Origin of the sequence: Paucibacter sp. Y2R2-4, assembly GCF_025717535.1 — a bacterium.
Lineage (GTDB): Bacteria > Pseudomonadota > Gammaproteobacteria > Burkholderiales > Burkholderiaceae_C > Paucibacter_A.
Genome location: NZ_JAJIRO010000004.1, coordinates 585663 through 606907, shown reverse-complemented (window position 1 = coordinate 606907; position 21245 = coordinate 585663). Strand labels below are relative to the sequence as shown.

The window sequence follows — 21245 nt, the reverse complement described above, 5'->3', positions numbered from 1 at the left end:
TGCGATGCCGGTTGATTCAGGCCAGCGTTCGCTGTTTGGCGAGATCCTGGATTGGATGCTGGCCCCGCTCTTGCTGATCTGGCCCATCAGCGTGGCGCTGACCTGGTTGGTCGCGCAAGGCATTGCCAGCCGCCCCTATGACCGCGAACTGGGCGAAATGGCGCGCACCTTGGGGCTGCAAGTGGCCGCGGCTCAGCCCAATTTGCGCAGCGGACGTTCGCAATATGCCTTGGCGCCGGAAGCCGCGGCGCTTTTGCGCGCGGACGAGACCGACACCGTTTTCTATCAAGTGCTGGGTTTGCGCGGCGAGTTGCTCAGCGGCGACGCCAGTCTGCCGGTGCCGGTGGACGAAGATGTGATCGTGCCGTGGGAACTGCACTTCCGCGACGATGAAGTCGACAACGAACGCGTCCGGGTGGCCTATTTGTGGGTGTCCCCTGAAGGTTTGGCGGGGTCCACAAGAACCATGTTGGTGCAGGTGGCCGAAACCTTGGGCAAGCGAGGCCGCCTGACGAATGAAATCATCAAGGGCGTGATCCTTCCGCAGTTTGTGATCTTGCCTTTGGCAGTGCTCTTGGTCTGGTTGGCGCTGGCGCGCGGCATCGCGCCCTTGAACGAATTGCAGCGCCGCATCCGCTCACGCGAAAGCTCAGACTTGAGTCCCATCGATGAGCGCCGCATTCCCGAAGAAGTGGCGCCGCTGGTGCGCGCCATCAATGATTTGCTGGCGCGTCTGGACCAATCGATCAGCAGCCAAAAGCATTTTCTGGCTGACGCCGCCCATCAGCTGAAGACGCCGTTGGCGGGGCTGCGCATGCAGGCTGAGTTTGCCCAGCGTGAAATTGATGAGGGCCGCAGTGAACCCGCTGAGTTGAAGCGTTCGCTGCAGCAGATTTCGCTGTCCAGCCAGCGTGCCGCGCATATGGTGAACCAGTTGCTGGCGATGGCTCGCGCGGAAGATCAGGAGCATGCGGCGCAGCGCAGCGAGGTCAATATGGCCGAGCTGGCGATGGAGACGGTGCGCGACTTTGTGCCCCGCGCCATGGACAAGCGCATCGACCTGGGTTACGAGGGGCCAGGCCCCGAACAATGCGGTTTGCGCGTGCTCGGCCACCCCATTTTGATTCGCGAACTGATCCGCAATCTGGTCGACAACGCCCTGCTTTACACGCCGACGCAAGGTACGGTCACCGTTCGGGTGGTGGAAGACCCCTTCGGTCAAGTCAGTGTCTTGCAGGTGGAAGATTCGGGCCCGGGTATTGCGGAAAATGACCGTGAAAAAGTCTTCCAGCCCTTCTTCCGCGCCTTGGGCACCAATGTCGATGGCTCAGGACTCGGTCTGGCCATCGTGCGCGAAATTGCTCAGCAGCATGAGGCTGAACTGAGCCTGGATGACACCCGTCAGCGCCGCCCGGGCCTGGATGAGCCCGATGGTCATGGCCCTGGGGCGCGCTTCACGATCCGCTTCCATGCTCATGCTTTGCAAGCCGGCCCAGCGGTGGAGTCCAACGGCGGCGACTGATCAATCAGGACTGATTGAAGCGCCGCGCTTTGGAGATGGACATCAAAAAGCCCAGGCTGATGCCCAAGGTCACCATGGCGGTGCCGCCATAGCTGATGAAAGGCAGCGGCACGCCCACCACCGGCAAGATGCCGCTGACCATGCCCATATTGACGAAGACATAGGTGAAGAAGCTCAGCGTCACCGCGCCCGCCATCAGCCGGGCGAACAAGGTGGGCGCGTCCGAGGCAATCATCAGGCCGCGCATGATCAACGCGGTGAAGCCCAGCAGCAGGGCCAGCGCGCCCGCGAGGCCAAACTCCTCGCCGAAGGCCGCAAAAATGAAGTCGGTGGTGCGCTCAGGAATGAACTCCAGATGGGTTTGCGTGCCCTTCATGAAGCCCTTGCCGGTGAGCCCGCCGGAGCCAATCGCAATGCCGCCCTGGATGATGTGGAAGCCTTTGCCGAGTGGGTCTTTGGTGGGGTCCAGCAAGGTGCAGACCCGGTGCTTTTGATATTCACGCAGTACCGGCCATTTCACATCCGGCTGGCAGATGGCCTCTTCGCTCATGATCAGTGCGGAGATGGCCACGGCGCCGATCAAGAACGCGGGAATGATCAAGCGCCAGGACAGGCCGGCAAAAAAGATCACAAACAAACCCGCTGCCGCCACCAGGATGGAGGTGCCCAAGTCAGGCTGCTTGGCCACCAAGCCGACCGGGATCGCCAGCAGCACAAAGGCGGCGATGAAGTCGGGCAAGCGCAATAGCCCCTCGCGCTTTTGGAACCACCAGGCCAGCATCAAAGGCGTGGCGATCTTCAAAATCTCGGAGGGTTGGATCTGGGTCACGCCGATGCTGAGCCAGCGCTGCGCACCTTTTTTGGTGATGCCGAACAAGGCGGTGGCGATCAGCAGCGCTACGCCGACGGTGTAGAGCGGAATGGCAAAGGCCATCAGCCGTTGCGGCGGCACTTGGGCGACCAGAAAGATCAGTCCGATGGACAGCAACATATTGCGCCCATGATCGACAAAGCGGGTGCCATGGTCGTAACCGGCCGAATACATGGACAGCATGCCAATGCCCATCAGCCAGCCAATCGCCAGCAGCAAGGGGATGTCAAAGCCGGTGAACAGCGGTTTGATGCGCTGCCACCAACTGGGCTTATTGAAGACGCCGGTCATCGCGAGGCTCCCGAGGCGGGTGGGTGGCTGGCCGCTGGCTTGACGGTGCTTGCGGCTTGTGGCGCAGATGCGGGTGTTCGCAAGGCCGCACTGGCCGACACGGTGGCGGGTGCGAGGGCTGTTTTAGGCGGCTTGGTGGCACTGGCCGCGACCGAGGCTGCTGTTGGCGCCGATGCCGATGCCGATGCCGACGCTGCTGATGCCCCCGCACCAGGGGACGCCAGTGATGCAGCCGAGGCGGCCGATGCCGCTGCGGCAGCAGACGCCGCCGCATCTGGCGCGGTGCCGGGCAGCGGAACCTCGCTGGCCAAACGGACCTTGCCGACCGGTGCAGTCGTCTTGCCTTGTTGGGTCAGGGCAATGTCTTCCTCGCTCGGGTACTGGCCCATCAGCACATAGTCGAAGAGACGGCGCGCGATGGGCGCAGCTGAGGTGGAGCCGAAGCCGGCGTTCTCAACAATCACCGCCAGCGCAATGGTGGGGGCCTCTAGCGGCGCAAAGGCGACATAGAGCGAATGGTCGCGCTTGCGCTCATCGGCCTTGATGTCTTTGTACTTCTCGCCCGCGCGCAAGCCGATGGCCTGGGCCGTGCCGGTTTTGCCACCGCTCTTGTAGCCGGCGCCGTTGAAGGCGGCCTTGGAGGTACCCTCGATGGTCACACCATGCATCGCGTTGCGGATCACCTCAACCTGTTCAGGCTTGAGCCCCATCGGTTCCAGCGCGTCGCTGGACATACGGCGCTGCTCATGCTTGACCACATCCTCGATCTCGCGCACCAGGCGGGGCTTGTAGCGCAGGCCGCCGGTCGACAAGGTGGACATGGCCGTGGCCATCTGCAGCATGGTGAAGTTGTTATAGCCCTGGCCGATGCCCAGCGAGATGGTCTCACCGGCGAACCATTTCTGCTGCTCGGGCTTTTTGAAGCGCTTGCGCTTCCAGGCGGTGGAGGGCAGATCGCCGGTGACTTCTCCTTGCAGATCGATCTCGGTCTTGCGCCCGAAGCCAAAAGGCTCCAACTGGTCGTGGATCAGGTCCACGCCCATCTCATTGGCCAAGCTGTAGAAGTACACGTTGCTGGAGCTGACGATGGCCGCGCGCATGTCCTTGGGGCCGGGACGGTCGGTTTCCGGGCTGCCGAAGGTGCGGCCACCGAAGCTATAGGTCAGGTTGTCCATGACGATGAAACTGGGCGAACGTTTGCCTGAGTTCAAAGCCGCCATGGCCATGAAGGGCTTGAAGGTCGAGCCCGGCGGATAGGTGCCGCGCATCGCCCGGTTCAGCAGCGGCTTGTCGAGGTTGTCGTTCAGCTCGCGCCAGTTTTCAACGTCGATGCCGTCGACGAAGAGATTCGGGTCGAAGGTCGGCTTGGAGACAAAGGCGAGGACTTCGCCATTGCGCGGGTCAATCGCCACCAGTGCACCACGTCGATCTTTGTAGAGCTCTTCCACCAGCGCTTGCAGGCGGATGTCGATGGACAGCACCAAGGTATTGCCCGGCGTGGGGGGGCGATGCGCCAGCCGGCGCACTGCGCGGCCGCCCGCGCTGGTCTCCACCTGCTCAAAGCCGGTGATGCCGTGCAACTCGCGCTCATAGGCCTGCTCCAAGCCCAGCTTGCCGATGTATTCGGTGCCGCGGTAATTGGCCTGGTCTTCTTCTTCCCAGTCATCCATGGCCTTCTTCTCGGCCTGGTTGATGCGGCCGATATAGCCGAGCAAATGCGCGCCCACTTCGCCCAGCGGGTAGTTGCGGAACAGGCGCGCCTTGATCTCGACGCCAGGGAAGCGGAAGCGCTGCGCGGTGAAGCGCGCCACCTCGGCGTCGCTGAGCTTGGTGCGGATCGGCAGCGACTCGAAGTTCTTGCTTTCGGCCATCAGGCGCTTGAGGCGCTTGCGGTCGCGCGGCTGAATCTCAATCACCTGGGCCAAGGCGTCGATGGTTGCTTCCAAATCGGACACCTTGGAGGGCGTGATCTCCAGGGTGTAGGCCGAATAGTTGCTGGCCAAGACCACGCCGTTGCGGTCCTTGATCAGGCCGCGATTCGGCACGATGGGCACAACGGTGATGCGATTCGACTCGGCCCGGTCCAGCATGCTGTCATGCTGAATCACCTGCAAATAGATCAGGCGCGCCAGCAGCAAGCCGAAGCAGAACAATACAAAAATGCCGGCCACCACCAAGCGCAGGCGAAAGCGGCCCAGCTCCTGTTGGATGTTCTTCAGGACGGTCATGCGGCGGCGAGCGACTTAAAGCGGCCGATTGGCGTCGCGGTCCGGCGCGCGCCGTTGCGGCGCCAGCAAGAGCACCGTCACCAGCGGCCACAGCAAGGCCTCAAAGGCCGGAGCCAGGGCCATGCTCCAACCCGGCCACATGCCGCCCACGCTCATGCGGACCAAGAGCTCCAGCGCATGCGCGGCCAAAAACAGCGGCAAGACGTGCAAAGCCTGTACGCCCAGACCAAAGCTCAAAAGCCGGCGATGCAGGCTGACTGCGCCGTAGCTCAACACGCTGTAGGACAGCGCATGCTGCCCCAGCAAGGCACCGTGATGCACATCCACCAGCAGGCCGAAGGCAAACGCCCAGCCCACACTGACCCGGCGCGGTTGATGCACGCCCCAAAACACCAGCACGACGGCCATCAAATCCGGCATGGCCGGCAGACGCCCCATGGGCACCATATCGACGATCAGTGCCAAGACCAGGCTCAGCGCGATGAACAAGGGGTTGGCCGGCAGCAGCAACTGCCCGGCGCCGCGCGGCATGATCATGGCTTGTGCCCTCCCTTGCCGCTGGAAGCGGCGGCACTGGCGGCAGCTGCTACGGCAGCGGCCTTGCGCTGCGTTTTAGCGCTGGCCGCTGAAGCGGCTTCGGCAGCGGCCACCGCGGCCGCTTCAGCCATCGCCGCCTGATGCAGATCGAGCGGCTCCAGCACCAAGACATAGCGCGCGCTGTCGGCCTGCGCTACCGGCTGCAGGCTGACGCGGGCAAAGCTGGTCTCGCCGCGGCGCTCCACTTCGGTCACCTTGGCGACCGGCAGGCCGGGTGGGTAGACGCCGTCCAAGCCCGAGGTGGCCAGCAAATCGCCTTCTTTGACATCGGCATTGGCGGCCAAGAAGCGCAGTTCCATGCCGCTGCCATCGCTATTGCCAAAGGCGGCATTGCGCTGCTGGGTGCGGGTGTTCAAGACCGGAATGGCTGCGTCCTTGTCGCTCAGCAGTGTGACCTCGGCCGACAAGGTGTAGACCCGGGTGACCTGACCTAAGACGCCTTTGTCATTGATGACCGGCGCGCCGGGTTTGATGCCATGGCTGCGGCCGCGATCGATCACCACGCGGCGTGAATAGGGGTCGGTGGCTTCATACAAGACCTCGGCGGCCACCGATTTGACCTGCAACGCGGGGCGCAGATCCAGCAATTCACGCAGGCGCTGGTTCTCGGCCTGCAACTGCTGAGCCCGGCTCAGCCGCTCGGCCTGCAGCACCAATTGATGGCTGGCTTTCTTCTCCGCCTCAATGGCCCGCTCGGTGCCGCGCAGATAGTCCTGCAGGCTTTCCATCGCGTCCACCGGTGTCAGCAGCAAGCGCTGCAGCGGGTGCAAAGCCAAGGCCAAAGCCGCCCGCGCCGGCGCCACCAGCTTGAAGCGCGCATCCGCCACCATCAAAAACACCGCCAGCGCCGCGCACAGCAGCAACTTCGTCAGCGCCGAAGGGCCTTGACGAAAGAACGGAGGTGGGTTGCGATCAAGGGTGCCGAGAGGCATGGTTTATGGAAAACGAGTCAATTTCCAGTCTCCCTTGCCGTAGCGAGCGGGCGCTAGGCTAGGCGGCCGGAGCGCAGCAACCGGAGCGTGCTTGTGGCACGTGAGGATTGCGAGCACCGCCCAACGACGGCTGGTGCCCGCGCAGTAGGCACAGTCATCACTCGTAGGTGAAGATGGAGCCGAGTCGCTCCATGCGTTCCAACGCCATCCCGCAACCGCGCACCACGCAAGTCAGCGGATCCTCAGCCACCAGTACCGGCAAACCGGTTTCTTCGGCCAGCAAACGGTCCAGATCGCGCAGCAGCGCGCCGCCGCCGGTCAGCATCATGCCGCGCTCGGCGATGTCGGCGCCCAACTCGGGCGGGGTCTGTTCCAGCGCGTTCTTCACGGCGGAAACGATTTGGTTCAGCGGGTCGGTCAGCGCTTCCAAGATCTCGTTGGACGAGATGGTGAAGCTGCGTGGCACGCCTTCGGCCAAATTGCGGCCCTTGACTTCGATTTCTTTGACTTCGGAGCCAGGGAAGGCGCTGCCGATGTTCTTCTTGATCGCCTCGGCGGTGGGCTCACCGATCAACATGCCGTAGTTGCGACGGATGTAGTTGATGATGGCTTCGTCGAACTTATCGCCGCCGACGCGCACCGAACCCTTGTAGACCATGCCGCCCAGCGAGATCACGCCGACTTCCGTCGTGCCGCCGCCGATGTCGACGACCATGGAGCCGGAAGCTTCCGAGACCGGCAGACCGGCGCCAATCGCGGCGGCCATCGGTTCTTCAATCAGGTAGACCTCAGACGCGCCGGCGCCCAGAGCGGACTCACGAATCGCGCGACGTTCCACCTGGGTCGAACCGCAGGGCACGCAGATGATGATGCGCGGGCTGGGGCGCAGCATCTTGGAGTCGTGCACCATCTTGATGAACTGCTTGAGCATCTGCTCGGTGACGGTGAAGTCGGCAATCACGCCGTCTTTCATCGGGCGGATCGCTTCGATATTGCCCGGCACCTTGCCCAGCATGGCCTTGGCTTCATGGCCCACGGCTTGAATGGTTTTCTTGCCATTCGGGCCACCTTCGTGGCGGATCGAAACGACCGAAGGCTCATCCAGCACGATGCCCTTGCCGCGGACGTAAATCAGCGTGTTGGCGGTGCCCAAGTCGATGGCGAGGTCGGTAGAGAAGTAGCGGCGCAGGGAAGCGAACATGTTTTTTGTGGGCGCGAGGGCCAGGCATCTGAGCCGGTGGGCTGGAGATCGCCGGCATTACGCGCAATAAAGCGTTGATCGGGACGGGTGTGGAACGACGGTTGAGCCGACGGTTGAACCATATGCAACGAGGCTGCACGACCCTAGAGAGACAAGCCCTGTAGGACACGCAGCCCCGATGCAGTGGAGATAAGCATAGATAATAACTGATAGCCCCCTATTTCTTGATCCGACAAGCCCTCAGTTCTGCTAATTGAGGCCCTTGTTTTTGCCACCTCCGGACACCTTGCCCCATGGCTCTGACCCCACAAGACGTTAGTCGAATCGCCCATCTGGCCCGGCTGGAATTGCAAGAAGCGGAAAGTGCCGCCTTGCTCGGCCAGCTGAATGGTTTTTTTTCCATCGTTGAGCAAATGAGCGCCGTGGACACCTCCGGCGTGGAGCCGCTCTACACGCCGCTGTCGGCGGTGCAAGAAGTGGCCTTGCGTCTGCGTGAGGACGCCGTCACGGAGAGCAATCAGCGTGAGCTCAACCAACGCAGCGCGCCGGCCGTAGAAGACGGCCTGTTCCTGGTGCCCAAGGTGATCGAATAATGACAACAACGACAAGTACAAACAAGGCCGCCCTGCACGATCTGGGCGTGGCCGATTTGAGCCGCGCGCTGGCGGCCAAGCAGGTGTCCAGCACCGAGTTGACGCAACATCTGCTTGCACGTGTTACCCAGCATGAAGCCTTGGGTGGCTTTTTGCACACCGACCCCGCCGCCTCGCTGGCCGCCGCCGCTGCGGCCGATGCGCGCCGCGCCGCCGGTGACAGCAGCCCCCTGCTGGGCGTGCCGCTGGCGCACAAGGACATCTTTGTCACCAAGGACATGCCCACCACGGCCGGCTCCAAGATCTTGGCCGGCTACCGCAGCCCCTTTGACGCCACGGTGATCGCGCGTTTGTTCGAGGCCGGCACCGTGTCTCTGGGCAAGCTCAACTGCGACGAGTTCGCCATGGGTTCGGCGAATGAGAACTCGGCCTACAAGCCGGTGGCCAACCCCTGGGATACGGCCCGCGTGCCCGGCGGCTCCTCGGGCGGCTCGGCCGCTGTGGTGGCTGCCCGCTTGGTGCCGGGGTCTACAGGCACCGACACCGGCGGCTCGATCCGCCAACCCGCCAGCTTCACCGGCATCACCGGTATCAAGCCGACTTATGGCGTGTGCAGCCGCTACGGCATGATTGCCTTCGCTTCCAGCTTGGACCAGGCCGGCCCGATGGCGCGCTCGGCTGAAGACTGTGCCCTGCTGCTCTCGGCCATGAGCGGCTTTGACGAGCGCGACGCCACCAGCGTGCAGCAGCCGCCGCAAGACTTCCATGCCCAGATGCTGGCCGCCCGAGAAGGCGCCACCGCAGCTCAACCGCTGAAGGGCCTGCGCATCGGCCTGCCGCGCGAATTTTTCCCGGCGGCCTTGGCAGCCGATGTGAACGGCGCCGTGCGCGCCGGCCTGGCCGAGTTGGAAAAACTCGGCGCCACTTTGGTGGACGTGAGCCTGCCCCGCACCGAGTTGGCCATCCCGGTCTACTACATCATCGCCCCGGCCGAAGCCAGCTCGAACCTGAGCCGCTTTGACGGTGTCAAGTTCGGTCACCGTGCCGCCAAGTTTGACGACCTGCTGGACATGTACAAAAAGACCCGCGCCGAAGGCTTCGGGCCTGAGGTCAAGCGCCGCATCATGATCGGCAGCTACGTCTTGTCTCACGGTTATTACGACGCCTACTACCTGCAGGCGCAAAAGCTGCGCCGCATGATTGCCGACGACTTCCAGCAGGCTTTTCAGTTGTGCGACCTGATCGCCGGTCCAGTGGCGCCCACCGTGGCTTGGAAGCATGGCGAAGGCAAGGACGACCCGGTCAAGGCTTATCTGGCCGACATCTTCACCCTGCCCGGCTCGCTGGCCGGCCTGCCCGGCATGAGCGTGCCGGTGGGCCTGGGCGAGGGCGGCATGCCGGTGGGCTTGCAGTTGCTGGGCAACTATTTCAAGGAAGGGCAGCTTTTGCATGCCGCACACGCTTTGCAACAAGCGACCGATTGGCACCGCGCAGCCCCGGCAGGATTCTGAAATGAAGAGCAGCAGCACGAACAAATTGATCCGTGGCTATGAGGTCGTGATCGGCCTGGAGAACCACGTCCAACTCTCCACCGTCTCCAAGATCTTCAGCGGCTCTTCAACCGCCTTTGGCGCCGAACCCAATACCCAGGCTTCGGCCGTGGACCTGGCCCTGCCGGGCACCCTGCCGGTGCTGAACCGTGGCGCGGTCGAACGGGCCATTCGCTTTGGTCTGGCAGTTGGCGCCAAGGTGGCGCCGCTGTCCATCTTTGCGCGCAAGAACTACTTCTACCCCGACCTGCCCAAGGGCTACCAGATCAGCCAGTTCGAGATCCCGGTGGTGCAGGGCGGCAAGGTTGAGTTCTTCGTGGGTGACGAGAAAAAGGTCGTGCAACTGACCCGTGCTCACCTGGAGGAAGACGCGGGCAAGAGCCTGCATGAGGACTATCACGGCCAAAGCGGCATCGACTTGAATCGCGCCGGTACACCGCTGTTGGAGATCGTGAGCGAGCCCGATATGCGCTCCGGCGCCGAGGCCTGCGAATACGCCAAGACCCTGCATGCGCTGGTGATGTGGCTGGGCATTTGCGACGGCAATATGCAAGAAGGCTCTTTCCGTTGCGATGTGAACGTGTCGGTGCGCAAGCCGGGCGAACCGTACGGCACACGCCGCGAGATCAAGAACCTGAACAGCTTCCGCAATCTGCTGCAGGCGGTGGACTTTGAGGTGAACTGGCAGATCGACGAGATCGAAGACGGCCGCAAGATCCAACAAGCGACCGTGCTTTTCAACCCCGACACTGGCGAAACCCGCGCGATGCGCAGCAAGGAAGATTCGGCGGATTACCGCTACTTCCCCGATCCGGATCTGCCGCCGCTGGTGATCGCTAACGACTGGATCGAGCGGGTTCGCGGCGAGATGCCGGAGCTGCCCTCGGTGATGGCCGCGCGCTTTGAGCAGCACGATGGCTTGACCGCTTATGACGCGGCCATCATGACGCAAAGCCTGGCGACGGCGCGCTTCTACGAGGCGGCCAAGGCCGTCTGCGGCGCGCCCAAGCTGGTGGCGAATTGGTTGATGGGTGAGGTGTCACGCCGCTTGAACAGCGAAGAGCGCAGCATTGAGGCCAGCCCGGTCAGCCCTGATTTGCTGGGCCGCTTGATCCAGCGCATTCAGGACGGCACCATTTCCAACAATGCCGCCAAGCAGGTGTTTGAGGCCTTGTGGAGCGCTGAGGGATCGGACGTCGATGCCGTCATCGAAGCCAAGGGCCTGAAGCAAGTCAGCGACACCGGCGCCATCGAGGCCATCCTCGATGAGGTGCTGGCGGCGAATCAGAAGTCCGTCGAGGAGTTCCGTTCGGGCAAAGAGAAAGCTTTCAACGCTCTGGTCGGCCAAGCCATGAAGGCCACCAAGGGCAAGGCCAATCCAAGCCTGGTGAACGAACTGCTGAAGAAAAAACTCGGCGCCTGATCGATGGGCAGTCGGGAGCGCCCTGTAGGCGCTTCTTGCTGAGACTTAGCGCGAGGCGGATGCAGCCGCATCCGCCGGCGCTGCCCCTAAGCTGCCCGGCGCTGCGCCGGCCCAGAGGCGTTTGAGGCGAGCTAACTCCAAGTCGTAGCGGCCGTTGATGCGTACCAGCTCGGCTTTTTGGTTCTCGATCAGCTCGCGCTGCGCGCCCACGGCGGCATCGTTGGCGTCGAGTTGCTGCTTCAGTTTGGCCGGCAGCGGCTTGCCTTTGTAGAACTCGGCTTCGTCTGTCAGCGGCTTGCGCTCCAGCGCCAAGTCTTTGATGCGGTGCTCGGAAATCAGGCGCGCCTTGTTGGCGTCATCCAGCGACTCCGCCCTGGCTTGCTGATGCTTCGCCTCGGTCGGGTAACGCATCATCAGATTGCGGTCGCGGCGGATCGCGTCATTGCGGGCGGCGATTTCGGCGGCTTGCTTGCGGTCGCGTGCTTCTTGCGCGGCACGTTCTTCCGGAGACAAGAAGGGCGGCAGGATCGCGCGCAGCGAACCGTCAGCGTTCAAGATGCGCTGCTCACGGGCGCTGCATTCGACGATGGGTCGGTCCGAAGTCAGGCGGCGGCCTTCTGGCGTGGTGCAGGTGTAAATGCCCGCGCCTGATTTGGCCGTACCCGGCGCTTGCGCCTGGGCTTCGCCGCCGACAAGCAGGCCTGCCGACAAGAGCAGCAGGCATGATTGAGGAATCAAAGGGCGCATGTCCTGAGCGATGATGAGTTGAGGACTCAAACCCCGTAGCGATCTCGGTAGGCTTGCACCGCGCCGGCATAGGCGGTCACCGCCGGGTTGCTGGTGCTGTGCAGATAGGCCAGCAGATCGGCCAGGCCAGCAATCGCGACCACCGGCATTTGCAATTGCTCAGTGACGTATTGCACCGCTGACTTGGCGCTCTCAACGCCGTTCTCCACGGCCTTTTCTTGCCGGTCCAGCGCAATGCTGACACCGCAAGGCGTGGCGCCGGCGGCCTTGATCAGCGCAATTGATTCGCGCACCGAAGTACCGGCGGAGATCACGTCATCAATGATCAGCACACGCCCTTGCACCGGTGCACCGACCAGGGTGCCGCCTTCGCCGTGGTCCTTGGCTTCCTTGCGGTTGTAGGCAAAGGGCTTGTTGTGACCCAGGCGCGCCAGCTCGATGGAGAGCGCCGCCGCCAGGGTGATGCCCTTGTATGCGGGGCCAAAAATCATGTCGAACTGCAGGCCGGAGGCGACCAGGCGCTGCGCGTAGAACTGCGCCAGCCGGCCCAGCTTGGCGCCGTCGTCAAACAGGCCGGCATTGAAGAAATAGGGGCTCAGGCGTCCGGCCTTGGTCTTGAACTCGCCGAAGCGCAAGACGCCGGCTTCTACCGCGAAGGCAACGAATTCTTGGGCCAAAAGATCGGGAGCTTGAGTCGTGGTCATGGGCGTTAGGGCAGCAAGTTGTCAAGCCATTGTAGGGGCCAAAAAAAGCCCGATCTTCCTTGAAAGACCGGGCTTGCAGGGCAATTCGAGGGGATTCAAGCGGGCTTGAATCCGTCCCCTTGGACCTGGGTGATGCTTAGAAGATGGCCTTGAACTGCACGCCGTAGGTGCGGGGGTCGTTGATGAAGCCGGTCAGGTTGTTGAAGTCGATAGCACCCGTCACGCGGATCTGGTTGGTGATGTTGCGGCCATAGGCGGCGACTTCGTACTTGCCGTTGTCCCAGATGTAACCCAGGCGCAGGCCGCCTTCGGTCAGCGGCTTGCCGGTGAACTCGACCGAGTCATACAGGAAGAAGCTCACGCTGCTGCGGTAGGCCCAGTCGGTGTAGATGTAGAACTCATTGCCGGCCGGGGTGGGGATGGCGTAACGGGCGGTGAAGTTGCCGATCCACTTCGGCGCTTGCGCCAGCGAGTTGCCGTCGATCAAGACCGTGTCAGAGAACTTGAAGGCGGCTGGGTTCTTGGGCACGGTGATCGGATCACGCAAGGTGCAAGGGGCGCCGCAAGCCTCGACTTGCAAGCCGCTGTGCTTGATCTTGGTGTCGTTGTAGCTGCCGCCCACGGTCAGCAGCAGGTTGTCCACCGGCAGCAGTTCCAGATTGAACTCCACGCCTTGGCCGCCCACCTTCTTGGCATTGATCAGGCGGTTGGCGTTGTTGCCGCCGCCGACGGCGGTGAACTGCTGGTTCTTCACCTCGTAGTTGAACAAGGCGGCCGACAGGCGAGCGCGACGGTCCCACAGGTCCGACTTCAGGCCCAACTCGTAGGAGATCACATCTTCAGGCCCTGCGAAGGACTGCGGATTGAACTCTGCGGCAGGCTGGATCGACGAAGCCCGGAAGCCGGTGGCCACGCGGGCGTAGACATTGCTGTCTTTGTTCAGCGCGTAAGTGGCCGAGGCGTCCCAGTTCCACTTCGCATCATCAGTGTTCAGGCTCAGACCATTGCCTGCCTGAATGCGCGTGGGGTCGGTGGTGCTGGTGGACAGCTCTTTCTTGTCCTTGGTGTAGCGCAGGCCGGCGCGCAGCTTGAAGTCGGCGCTCAGGTCGTAATTGATCGAGCCAAAGGTCGCCCAGGCCTTGTTGGTCTGGCGGGTGCTGGTGGTCAGTGGGCCAATGTAGTCTTGGGCCACGGCGGTGTAGCGCTCATCGAAGAGGTAAACGCCGGCTTGCCAGCGCAGTGGGCCGCTGGCGTTGGACTCCAGACGCAGCTCTTGGGACAGTTGACGGTGGCCGTCCAAGGCATCCGAGGTTTCCACCGGGAAGTTGGCTTCACCCGGGCCTTGCGGGAATTTGTAGACCGAGCCGCCGTCGATATCGCCACGGCTGAAAGGCTTGACCGTCTCGTAGCCGGTGATGGAGTGGACGGTGAACTCGGGCAGCGCCCATTTCAGCTTCATCGAGCCGCCGGTCTGGGTCAGCGTTTGCTTGTTGAGACCGTCCAGCGAAACCTTGGCGGGGTCAAAGCCGTCGATCAAGTCATTGCTGCCGGGCTTGATGATGCTGGCGCGGAACAGGCGCGGGCTGCCGTCCAGATCGCGGTGGTGCAGATTGAACAAGGCGCTGAAGGTCTTGCTGGGCTCGTACAGGGCTTGCAGGCGCACGGCGCTGTCGCGATAGCCTTCGGTCTCTTGGGTCGGGCCCTTGGGGTTGGTGTTCTTGACCCAGTCATCGCGGTGCTGGGTTTGCGCCGAGATGCGGGCCGACCAGTCGCCGGCCAAGGGCAGGTTGGCCGCACCTTCCAGGCTGTAGCTGCCGTAGCTGCCATAGCTGGCGCTGACGTAGGCGTCTTGCTTTTTGCTCGGGCGCACCGATTCAAACTTGACCACGCCGGCCGGCGTGTTGCGGCCGAACAGGGTGCCTTGCGGGCCGGCCAGCACTTCCACATTGCGCTGGTCGAAGACCGGGAAGCCCTTCAGGATCGGGTTCTCTTGCACCACATCGTCAAACAGCACCGAGACGGGCTGCGAGGCATTCAGGCGGAAGTCGGTATTGCCGTAGCCACGGATGTAGAAGCGCGGGTAGGCGCGGCCGAAGGACGATTCGATGTTCAGACTGGGCACGCGGCCCGACAGAAAGCGCACGTCTTGCCCGCCCGAGGCCAGCACATCGAGCTTCTCGCCCTTGAGGGTGGAGACGGCAATCGGCACGTCCTTGATGTTCTCGGCGCGGCGCTCGGCGGTGATCACCACGGTTTCGAGCTGGCTCTTCTCGGCCTTTTCCGCCGGTTTGTCTTGCGCTTGCGCCAACGGCCACAGCGTCAAGGCCAGTGCGACACCGGCTGCCAATTGGGTGGGGCGCACCATGGGGCGCGGATGAGCGAGGGGAGAGAACTTCTTGGACATGAGGGGCTCCGAAAAAATGGGGAGAAATGCAGGGCGCCGCGCGGGCCGTCAACTGGTATGTGACCAATCTGTGAATCGTCCGTGAATCTAGCAATTCCCGTGCCCGCCAACTACCTTGGGCGCCAAGTCTGGGGTTATCTGTTGTCAAAACACCGCAGCTTCGCCCTCCAGCTGCTGCGATGTCTCCTGCGATACTTCGCGCCCTACCGGTCTATGCGAGTGTCTTTGCCATGCGTTTCATAACAGCCAATTTGAACGGCATCCGTTCCGCCGCCACTAAGGGCTTTTTTGACTGGCTGCCGCAGCAGCAAGCCGACGCCTTGGGCGTGCAAGAGGTCAAGGCGCAAGATGAACATGTGGCCGGCACCTTTTGTAGCTCGGGCGACCTGAAGGGGCACTTTCATTACGCGCAGAAAAAGGGTTATTCCGGCGTCGGCCTCTACACCCGCGAAACCCCCAGCGACATCATCACCGGCATCGGCGTGCAAGAGTTCGACGATGAAGGTCGCTATATCGAAAAGCGCTTCGACAAGCCTGGCCGTAAGCTCAGCCTGATCAGCTGCTACTTCCCCAGCGGCTCCAGCGGCCCCGAGCGCCAAGAAGCCAAGTACCGTTTTCTGGACGCGATGCGTCCGCATCTGGCGGCGCTGAAGGCTGAGCGCGAGTTCATCTTGGTGGCCGATGTCAACATCGCCCACAAGCCAGCCGACCTGAAGAACTGGAAGGGCAACTTGAAGAACTCGGGCTTCCTGCCTGAAGAGCGCGCCTGGTTGGACCATCTCTTCGGCCAGAACCCCGACCATGGCGGCTTGGTCGATGTCTATCGCCAGTTGCACCCCGACACCACCGATGCTTGCTACACCTGGTGGAGCAACCGCGGCCAAGCCTATGCCAAGAACGTGGGCTGGCGTCTGGACTACCAATTCGCCACGCCCAAGCTGGCGGCCCTGGCCCGGAGTGCAAGGATCTACAAGGATCAGAGATTCAGCGACCATGCGCCGCTGCTTGTGGATTACGACTTCGTCATGTAAACATCGCTGGATCCACCGCAAAGCATCACGCCTGCCGAGCGGAGGGGAAGAAAGCTCGATTTCGCGAAATGCTCAGCTCATGCACGAAGGCACCGTGAGTACCCATTTCCAAGACCTTTTCATGAAGGTCCCACTCCCGCTCTGCTGGGTGGCCTCTGATGGCGCCATCTTGCAGATCAATTTGCGCTTCGAGGCGGTCTTCGGCTATACCCAGCAGGACATGCCGACGCTGGATCACTGGTGGCCTTTGGCCTATCCCGACCCAGACTATCGCCAATGGGTCTGTTCCACCTGGGAGGCGGCCGTGGCCCTCGCTGCCGCCGAAAAGCGAGATATCGCCCCGATCGAGTACAAAGTTCGCTGCAAAAATGGGCGGACGGTGACCATGGAAATCTCGGGCACCACGCTCGGCGACGGCTTCCTCGCCACCTTCATTGACGTCACTGAACGCAATGCGGCGCAAGAGCATGCGCAGCAACTGGCCTTCTACGATCCCTTGACCCAGTTGCCCAATCGCCGCTTGCTGATGACGCGTCTTGAGCATTTGCTGCTCAAGCTGCAACGTAGCCAGCACTTTGCGGCCTTGATGGTTGTGGATCTGGTCACTTCAAGCCGCTCAATGACGGCCACGGTCACGCGGCCGGAGATCAGGTGCTGGTCGAGGCCGCCAGACGCATGGTGAGCTCGGTTCGCGCGGGGGACACCGTGGCGCGCACCGGCGGTGACGAGTTTGTCGTGCTGCTCGACGAGATCGACGCGCCAGCCGAAGTCGCCGCGCACACCGCGATGGAGATCGCTCAGCGCCTGCACGCAAGCCTGGCCGCGGACTTTGAACTGAGCCCAGTGGGCAGTGAAGCCAAAGGCCTGCAGCATCAAGGCAGTGCGAGCATCGGCGTGGTCCTGTTCGATGGCCTGGAGGCCGTCAAAGACTCGCTGTTCAGCCGTGCCGACGCGGCCATGTATGAGGTCAAACGCAGAGGCCGCAACGGCGTACTGATGGCCAAGGCATGAGAATGCGCAGCCCTAGCTGTTGAGCCGCAGCGTCAGCCGCGCTTCAACAGCCTATTTCATTTCCAACAAGACTCCGAGTGACGCCTGTGCCTTCTTCTTGTTCTCGCCGCCTGCTGCGACTTTGCGGCACTGCCCTTGCCGCATTGCTCGTCTCATCCGCCCATGCCGACGAGGCCGCTCGTGTTCGTCTTGCCATTGAGCCCGCGATTGCGCCGCTGATGAGCCAATATGCCGTGCCCGGCATGGCGGTCGCGGTGTCCTGGCACGGTCGTGCCTATGTTTTCAATTTCGGCGTGGCCTCCAAAGTGTCGGGCCAGCCGGTAACGGACGCCACCATTTTTGAGATCGGCTCCATCAGCAAGACGCTGACCGCGACGCTGGGCGCTTATGCCGAAGCCTCGGGCAAGCTCTCGCTGGCCGATCACCCCGGAAAGTACATTCCCGAACTGCGCGGCAAGGCCATCGACCGCGCAACCCTGCTGCATTTCGGCACCTACACCGCAGGCGGTCTGCCCTTGCAGTTTCCTGAAACAGTGCATGGCCAAAACGCCATGTTTTCCTACTACGCAGGCTGGAAGCCCGCGGCGCCACCGGCCAGCATTCGCGAGTACTCCAACCCGAGCCTGGGTCTGTTCGGGCTGGCGGCCAGCAATGCCTTGGGCATGAGCTTTGCCAGCGCGATGGAAACGGTGCTGTTCCCGGCATTTGGCATGACGAGCACCTACATTCAAGTGCCTGAACGAGCAGCGGTGAACTACGCCTGGGGATATCGAGGCGAGCAAGCGGTTCGTGTCAATCCTGGCCCCATGGATGAGCAGACCTATGGGGTGAAGACCACGGCCGCTGATTTGCTGCGCTTTGTCCAGGCCAATTTGGACCCTTCCACCCTCAGCGGCCCGATGAAGCGCGCAGTGCTGGCTACTCAGATCGGCCGATTCCGTGCCGGCCCTATGGTGCAAGGCTTGGGCTGGGAGCAATACGGCTACCCCATCAGCCGTGAGTGGCTCTTGGGCGGCAATGCCGAAGAAGTCATCTTCGACCCTCAGCCGGCGCAAAAAGTCTTGGCGGCTCAGGACCCGGGGCCGCGCTTGTTCAACAAGACCGGCTCGACCGGGGGCTTTGGCGCCTATGCGCTGTTTGTCCCCAAGGAACAGTTCGGCCTGGTGATGTTGGCGAACAAGAACTATCCAGTCCCCGCCCGCATCGAGGCCGCCTATGCCATCTTGACGGCACTGGTGGGGGAGCGCCCCTGAGCGAGGCGTTTGCTGACCTGTCGAGAGTGGATCGTGGGCCGGGAATTGGCTGGGCAAAAGCACCTCGCTGCGCCCCGAGCTCGCGACCCCCGTCAGCCTTACTTGCTAACCGTCAGCAAGCTCTCATCCCAGTCCGCGTACTTGTCGAAACCCAGCAGGTTGGCCGTGGTGGCCGCGATATTGGACAAGCCGGCCGTGGGCGTCTGCTTCAAGCCAATCTTCAGGCCCGGGATGTTTTGGTACAGGATCAGCGGCACGGGGTTGAGCGTGTGGGCGGTCTTGGCCTTGAAGCTGCCGTCTTTGTTCAGTGAGGGCTGGCCGGTTTTCTTGTCCAGCTCGACCATCTCGTCGGCATTGCCGTGGTCGGCGGTGATCAGGGCCACGCCGCCGGCAGCGTCTACCGCTTTCAGCAAGCGGCCCAAGGCCAGGTCCACCGCTTCGATGGCCATGGTGGCGGCGCGCAGATTGCCGGTGTGGCCGACCATATCGCCGTTGGCAAAGTTGCAGCGCAGCACCTTGTACTTGCCGCTTTCCAGCGCGGCAACCATGGCGTCGGTGATCTCGGCGGCCTTCATCCAGGGGCGCTGCTCAAAAGGCACTACATCGCTGGGCACTTCGAGGTACGTTTCACCCTCAAACTTGCTGGAGCGATTGCCGTTCCAGAAGTAGGTGACATGGCCGAACTTCTGGGTCTCTGAGCAGGCGAACTGTGCGATGCCCATTTTGCTGAACCATTCGCCCGAGGTGTTCTTGATGGCCGGTGGCGCCACCAGAAAGCGCGCGGGCAGCTTCAGGTCGCCGTCGTACTGCAGCATGCCGGCGAAGGTGACTTTGGGCACGCGCTGGCGATCGAACTTGTCAAAGGCACTGCCTTCTTCAAAGGCGCGGGTGGCTTCAATCGCGCGGTCACCGCGGAAGTTGAAGAGCACCACCGCGTCGCCGTCTTCAATCGTGCCAATGGCCTGGCCGTTCTCGGCGATGACGAACTCGGGCAGGTCTTGGTCGATCACGCCGGGGTGCTGTTCGCGCAGGCCCTGGATGGCGGCGGTGCCGTTGGCGAACTGCGCGCCTTGGCCCAGCACATGGGTCTTCCAGCCGCGTTCCACCATGGGCCAGTTGGCGTCATAACGGTCCATGGTGATGGACTGGCGGCCGCCGCCGGAGGCGATGCGGGCGTCGAAGCCCTCGGTGCTCAGTTCGGCCAAAAAGGCCTCGAAGGGCACGACATAGTCCAAGGCGCTGGTCTCGGGCACATCGCGCCCGTCGATCAAGGCATGCACCCGCACTGTCTTGATGCCTTCTTGCTTGGCGCGCAGCACCATGGCCTTCAGATGGTCGATATGGCTGTGCACATTGCCATCAGACAAGAGGCCCAGGAAGTGGATGCGCTGATTGCCGGCCTTGGCGGCTGCCACGATCTCTTGCCACGCATGCCCTTGCCAGAGCTCACCCGAGGCGATGGAGTTGGCCACCAGGGCCGCGCCCTGCGAATAGACCTGGCCAGCGCCCAAGGCGTTATGGCCCACCTCGGAGTTGCCCATATCGTCGTCCGAGGGCATGCCCACGGCCGTGCCATGCGCACGCAGCTGAATATTCGGGTATTGGGCCACCAGCCGGTCCAGCGTTGGCTTGTTGGCCGCCGCGATGGCGCTGCCCGCGCCGGTCTTTGAGATGCCATAGCCGTCCATCACGATCAGCACCACGGGGCCGATGGCGGAGGCTTCTTGAGTGAATGTCGAGAGTTGTTGCAGCATGGGTCTGAGCAAAGAGTGGGAGCTGGCGTGGCGCCGGTCACGAGGGCAAGAGGAGCGCGAATTCTCCCATCATCCTCCTTGCCGGGCGCTGGGCACTCGTCCTGAGCCTTCGTCCTTAAACCAGGCTGCTTCTTTTGCGCAGCTGGCTGGGCGCCTGCCCTTGCAGCTTGCGCATCAGCCGGCGCAAAGCGGTGGCGTCTTCATAGCCCACTTGGGCGGCCACTTCTTCAATGCTCAGCGTGCTGGACTCAATCAGCAAGCGTGCGCGCTGCAAGCGCACGCTGTGGATCAAGGCCAAGGTGCTTTTGCCGGTGGCTTGGTGCACGCGCCGAGACAGGGTGCGGGTCGACAGGCCCAGCTGCTGCGCCAGCGCCGCCACGCTGGGTGTTTGCGGCAAGCTGGCTTCAATGCGGCGCAGCAGCTGGCCGACCAAGGCGTCGCCGCTGGCCAGCAGGGCCGGCACCATGAAGGGGGCCTGGGCCTCGCGGCCATTGATCAGCAAGACGCGGCTAACGGCGTCTGCCAGCGGCACGCCGAACTGCTGTCGCAGCAGGTGCAGCATCAGGTCGACCTGCGCAAAGGCGGCACCGGCGGTGCACAAGAGGCCATCGGTGCAGATCATGCGGTCGGCGTCCACCTTGCAGCGAGGCTCCAGCTGCTGCAGCTGCGGCGCCAGCCACCAGGAGGTGGTGACCTGTCGGCCCGCCAAGAGCCCCGCCGCCTGCAGCATGAACACGGCCGAGCAAGACGCGGCGATGCGCCCCTCAAGCGCCGCATGGGCGCTCAAGGCCTGGATCAAGCGCTGCGCTTGGGGCCGCTGCAGCGCGGCCATCAAGGTCTCGACGTCTTCTGTGCCCAGGCCCGGTAGCACCCAGGTGCCGGGATCGCGGCGCAGGCGCTGCGGCATCGCTGCGCTGTCCACCCACAGCCCGGAGCCTAAGTTCACTGGACCACCGTCGGGCGAGAGCACACGCCAGGTGGGCGGCGCCAGCCGCAAGCGGGGCGCCAGGCTGGCCGCGGCGCGCAGCATGTCCAGCGTGGCCGCCACGCTGCTGGCGTAGCTGCCGGGGAGCACGAGCAGGGTGAAGTCGGGCATGGCCAGTGTTTTGGTGATTTGTCTGAAAACGCTTGAT

18 protein-coding genes are annotated in these 21245 nt (G+C 62.9%); 8 read left to right on the top strand and 10 right to left on the bottom strand.

Annotated features, from left to right (window positions below):
• The first annotated feature begins 4 nt into the window (after window positions 1-4).
• Window positions 5-1522 (top strand): sensor histidine kinase, encoded by a 1518-nt coding sequence (locus LNV06_RS17785; RefSeq protein WP_263539632.1) that lies wholly within the window; start codon window positions 5-7, stop codon window positions 1520-1522.
• Window positions 1523-1526: 4 nt separating this feature from the next.
• Here the strand turns inward: LNV06_RS17785 and rodA are convergent, their stop codons facing one another.
• The 5 genes from rodA to LNV06_RS17760 form a co-directional block, all read right to left on the bottom strand.
• Complete coding sequence (gene rodA / locus LNV06_RS17780) at window positions 1527-2684, bottom strand: rod shape-determining protein RodA (RefSeq protein ID WP_263539631.1); 1158 nt, start codon at window positions 2682-2684, stop codon at window positions 1527-1529.
• On the bottom strand, window positions 2681-4912 hold the full coding sequence (gene mrdA, locus LNV06_RS17775; RefSeq protein WP_263539630.1) for a penicillin-binding protein 2: 2232 nt from the start codon (window positions 4910-4912) through the stop codon (window positions 2681-2683). Before mrdA ends, rodA begins: the two co-directional genes overlap by 4 nt.
• A gap of 15 nt (window positions 4913-4927) precedes the next feature.
• Entirely contained in the window at window positions 4928-5449 is a 522-nt protein-coding gene (mreD, locus tag LNV06_RS17770; RefSeq protein WP_263539629.1) for a rod shape-determining protein MreD, read from the bottom strand.
• Window positions 5446-6441 (bottom strand): rod shape-determining protein MreC, encoded by a 996-nt coding sequence (mreC, locus tag LNV06_RS17765; RefSeq protein ID WP_263539628.1) that lies wholly within the window; start codon window positions 6439-6441, stop codon window positions 5446-5448. The genes mreD and mreC overlap by 4 nt, the downstream gene beginning before the upstream one ends.
• A 157-nt stretch (window positions 6442-6598) precedes the next feature.
• Window positions 6599-7642, bottom strand: a complete 1044-nt coding sequence (locus LNV06_RS17760) for a rod shape-determining protein (protein ID WP_058722426.1) — start codon at window positions 7640-7642, stop codon at window positions 6599-6601.
• A gap of 293 nt (window positions 7643-7935) precedes the next feature.
• Between LNV06_RS17760 and gatC the strand changes: the two genes are divergently transcribed.
• From gatC to gatB, 3 genes are read left to right on the top strand one after another with little or no spacing between them, the layout of a single operon-like run.
• On the top strand, window positions 7936-8235 hold the full coding sequence (gatC, locus tag LNV06_RS17755) for an Asp-tRNA(Asn)/Glu-tRNA(Gln) amidotransferase subunit GatC (protein ID WP_263539627.1): 300 nt from the start codon (window positions 7936-7938) through the stop codon (window positions 8233-8235).
• A complete protein-coding gene (gene gatA / locus LNV06_RS17750) occupies window positions 8235-9746 on the top strand; it encodes an Asp-tRNA(Asn)/Glu-tRNA(Gln) amidotransferase subunit GatA (RefSeq protein ID WP_263539626.1) in 1512 nt (503 codons plus the stop codon). Before gatC ends, gatA begins: the two co-directional genes overlap by 1 nt.
• 1 nt (window position 9747) lies before the next feature.
• A complete protein-coding gene (gatB, locus tag LNV06_RS17745; protein WP_263539625.1) occupies window positions 9748-11208 on the top strand; it encodes an Asp-tRNA(Asn)/Glu-tRNA(Gln) amidotransferase subunit GatB in 1461 nt (486 codons plus the stop codon).
• 45 nt (window positions 11209-11253) lie between these two features.
• Here gatB and LNV06_RS17740 read toward each other — a convergent pair whose 3' ends face one another.
• The 3 genes from LNV06_RS17740 to LNV06_RS17730 form a co-directional block, all read right to left on the bottom strand.
• A complete protein-coding gene (locus LNV06_RS17740) occupies window positions 11254-11955 on the bottom strand; it encodes a hypothetical protein (RefSeq protein ID WP_263539763.1) in 702 nt (233 codons plus the stop codon).
• A 26-nt stretch (window positions 11956-11981) separates the two neighbouring features.
• The gene (pyrE, locus tag LNV06_RS17735; RefSeq protein ID WP_263539624.1) at window positions 11982-12659 is read right to left on the bottom strand and encodes an orotate phosphoribosyltransferase; all 678 of its coding nucleotides are present in this window, start codon (window positions 12657-12659) and stop codon (window positions 11982-11984) included.
• Between the two features lie 136 nt (window positions 12660-12795).
• Entirely contained in the window at window positions 12796-15063 is a 2268-nt protein-coding gene (locus LNV06_RS17730; RefSeq protein ID WP_263539623.1) for a TonB-dependent receptor, read from the bottom strand.
• Between the two features lie 230 nt (window positions 15064-15293).
• On the opposite strand from LNV06_RS17730, the gene LNV06_RS17725 reads away from it, so the two are divergent.
• The 4 genes from LNV06_RS17725 to ampC all read left to right on the top strand — a co-directional run bounded on the left by LNV06_RS17725 (window position 15294) and on the right by ampC (window position 18358).
• Window positions 15294-16094 carry an exodeoxyribonuclease III gene (locus LNV06_RS17725; protein WP_263539622.1) on the top strand — a complete coding sequence of 267 codons (801 nt, stop codon included), beginning with the start codon at window positions 15294-15296 and terminating at the stop codon, window positions 16092-16094.
• Window positions 16057-16776: a PAS domain S-box protein gene (locus tag LNV06_RS17720; RefSeq protein ID WP_318013523.1), complete on the top strand. Its 720-nt coding sequence runs from the start codon at window positions 16057-16059 to the stop codon at window positions 16774-16776. Before LNV06_RS17725 ends, LNV06_RS17720 begins: the two co-directional genes overlap by 38 nt.
• Window positions 16746-17105 carry a diguanylate cyclase domain-containing protein gene (locus LNV06_RS17715; RefSeq protein WP_318013522.1) on the top strand — a complete coding sequence of 120 codons (360 nt, stop codon included), beginning with the start codon at window positions 16746-16748 and terminating at the stop codon, window positions 17103-17105. The genes LNV06_RS17720 and LNV06_RS17715 overlap by 31 nt, the downstream gene beginning before the upstream one ends.
• Before the next feature lie 143 nt (window positions 17106-17248).
• Window positions 17249-18358, top strand: coding sequence for a class C beta-lactamase (gene ampC, locus LNV06_RS17710; protein WP_263539620.1), 1110 nt, complete (start codon window positions 17249-17251; stop codon window positions 18356-18358).
• 98 nt (window positions 18359-18456) lie between these two features.
• On the opposite strand, the gene gpmI is transcribed toward ampC, so the two are convergent.
• Window positions 18457-20112 (bottom strand): 2,3-bisphosphoglycerate-independent phosphoglycerate mutase, encoded by a 1656-nt coding sequence (gene gpmI, locus LNV06_RS17705; protein WP_263539619.1) that lies wholly within the window; start codon window positions 20110-20112, stop codon window positions 18457-18459.
• 115 nt (window positions 20113-20227) lie between these two features.
• Window positions 20228-21208: a GlxA family transcriptional regulator gene (locus LNV06_RS17700; protein ID WP_263539618.1), complete on the bottom strand. Its 981-nt coding sequence runs from the start codon at window positions 21206-21208 to the stop codon at window positions 20228-20230.
• Between the last annotated feature and the right edge of the window lie 37 nt (window positions 21209-21245).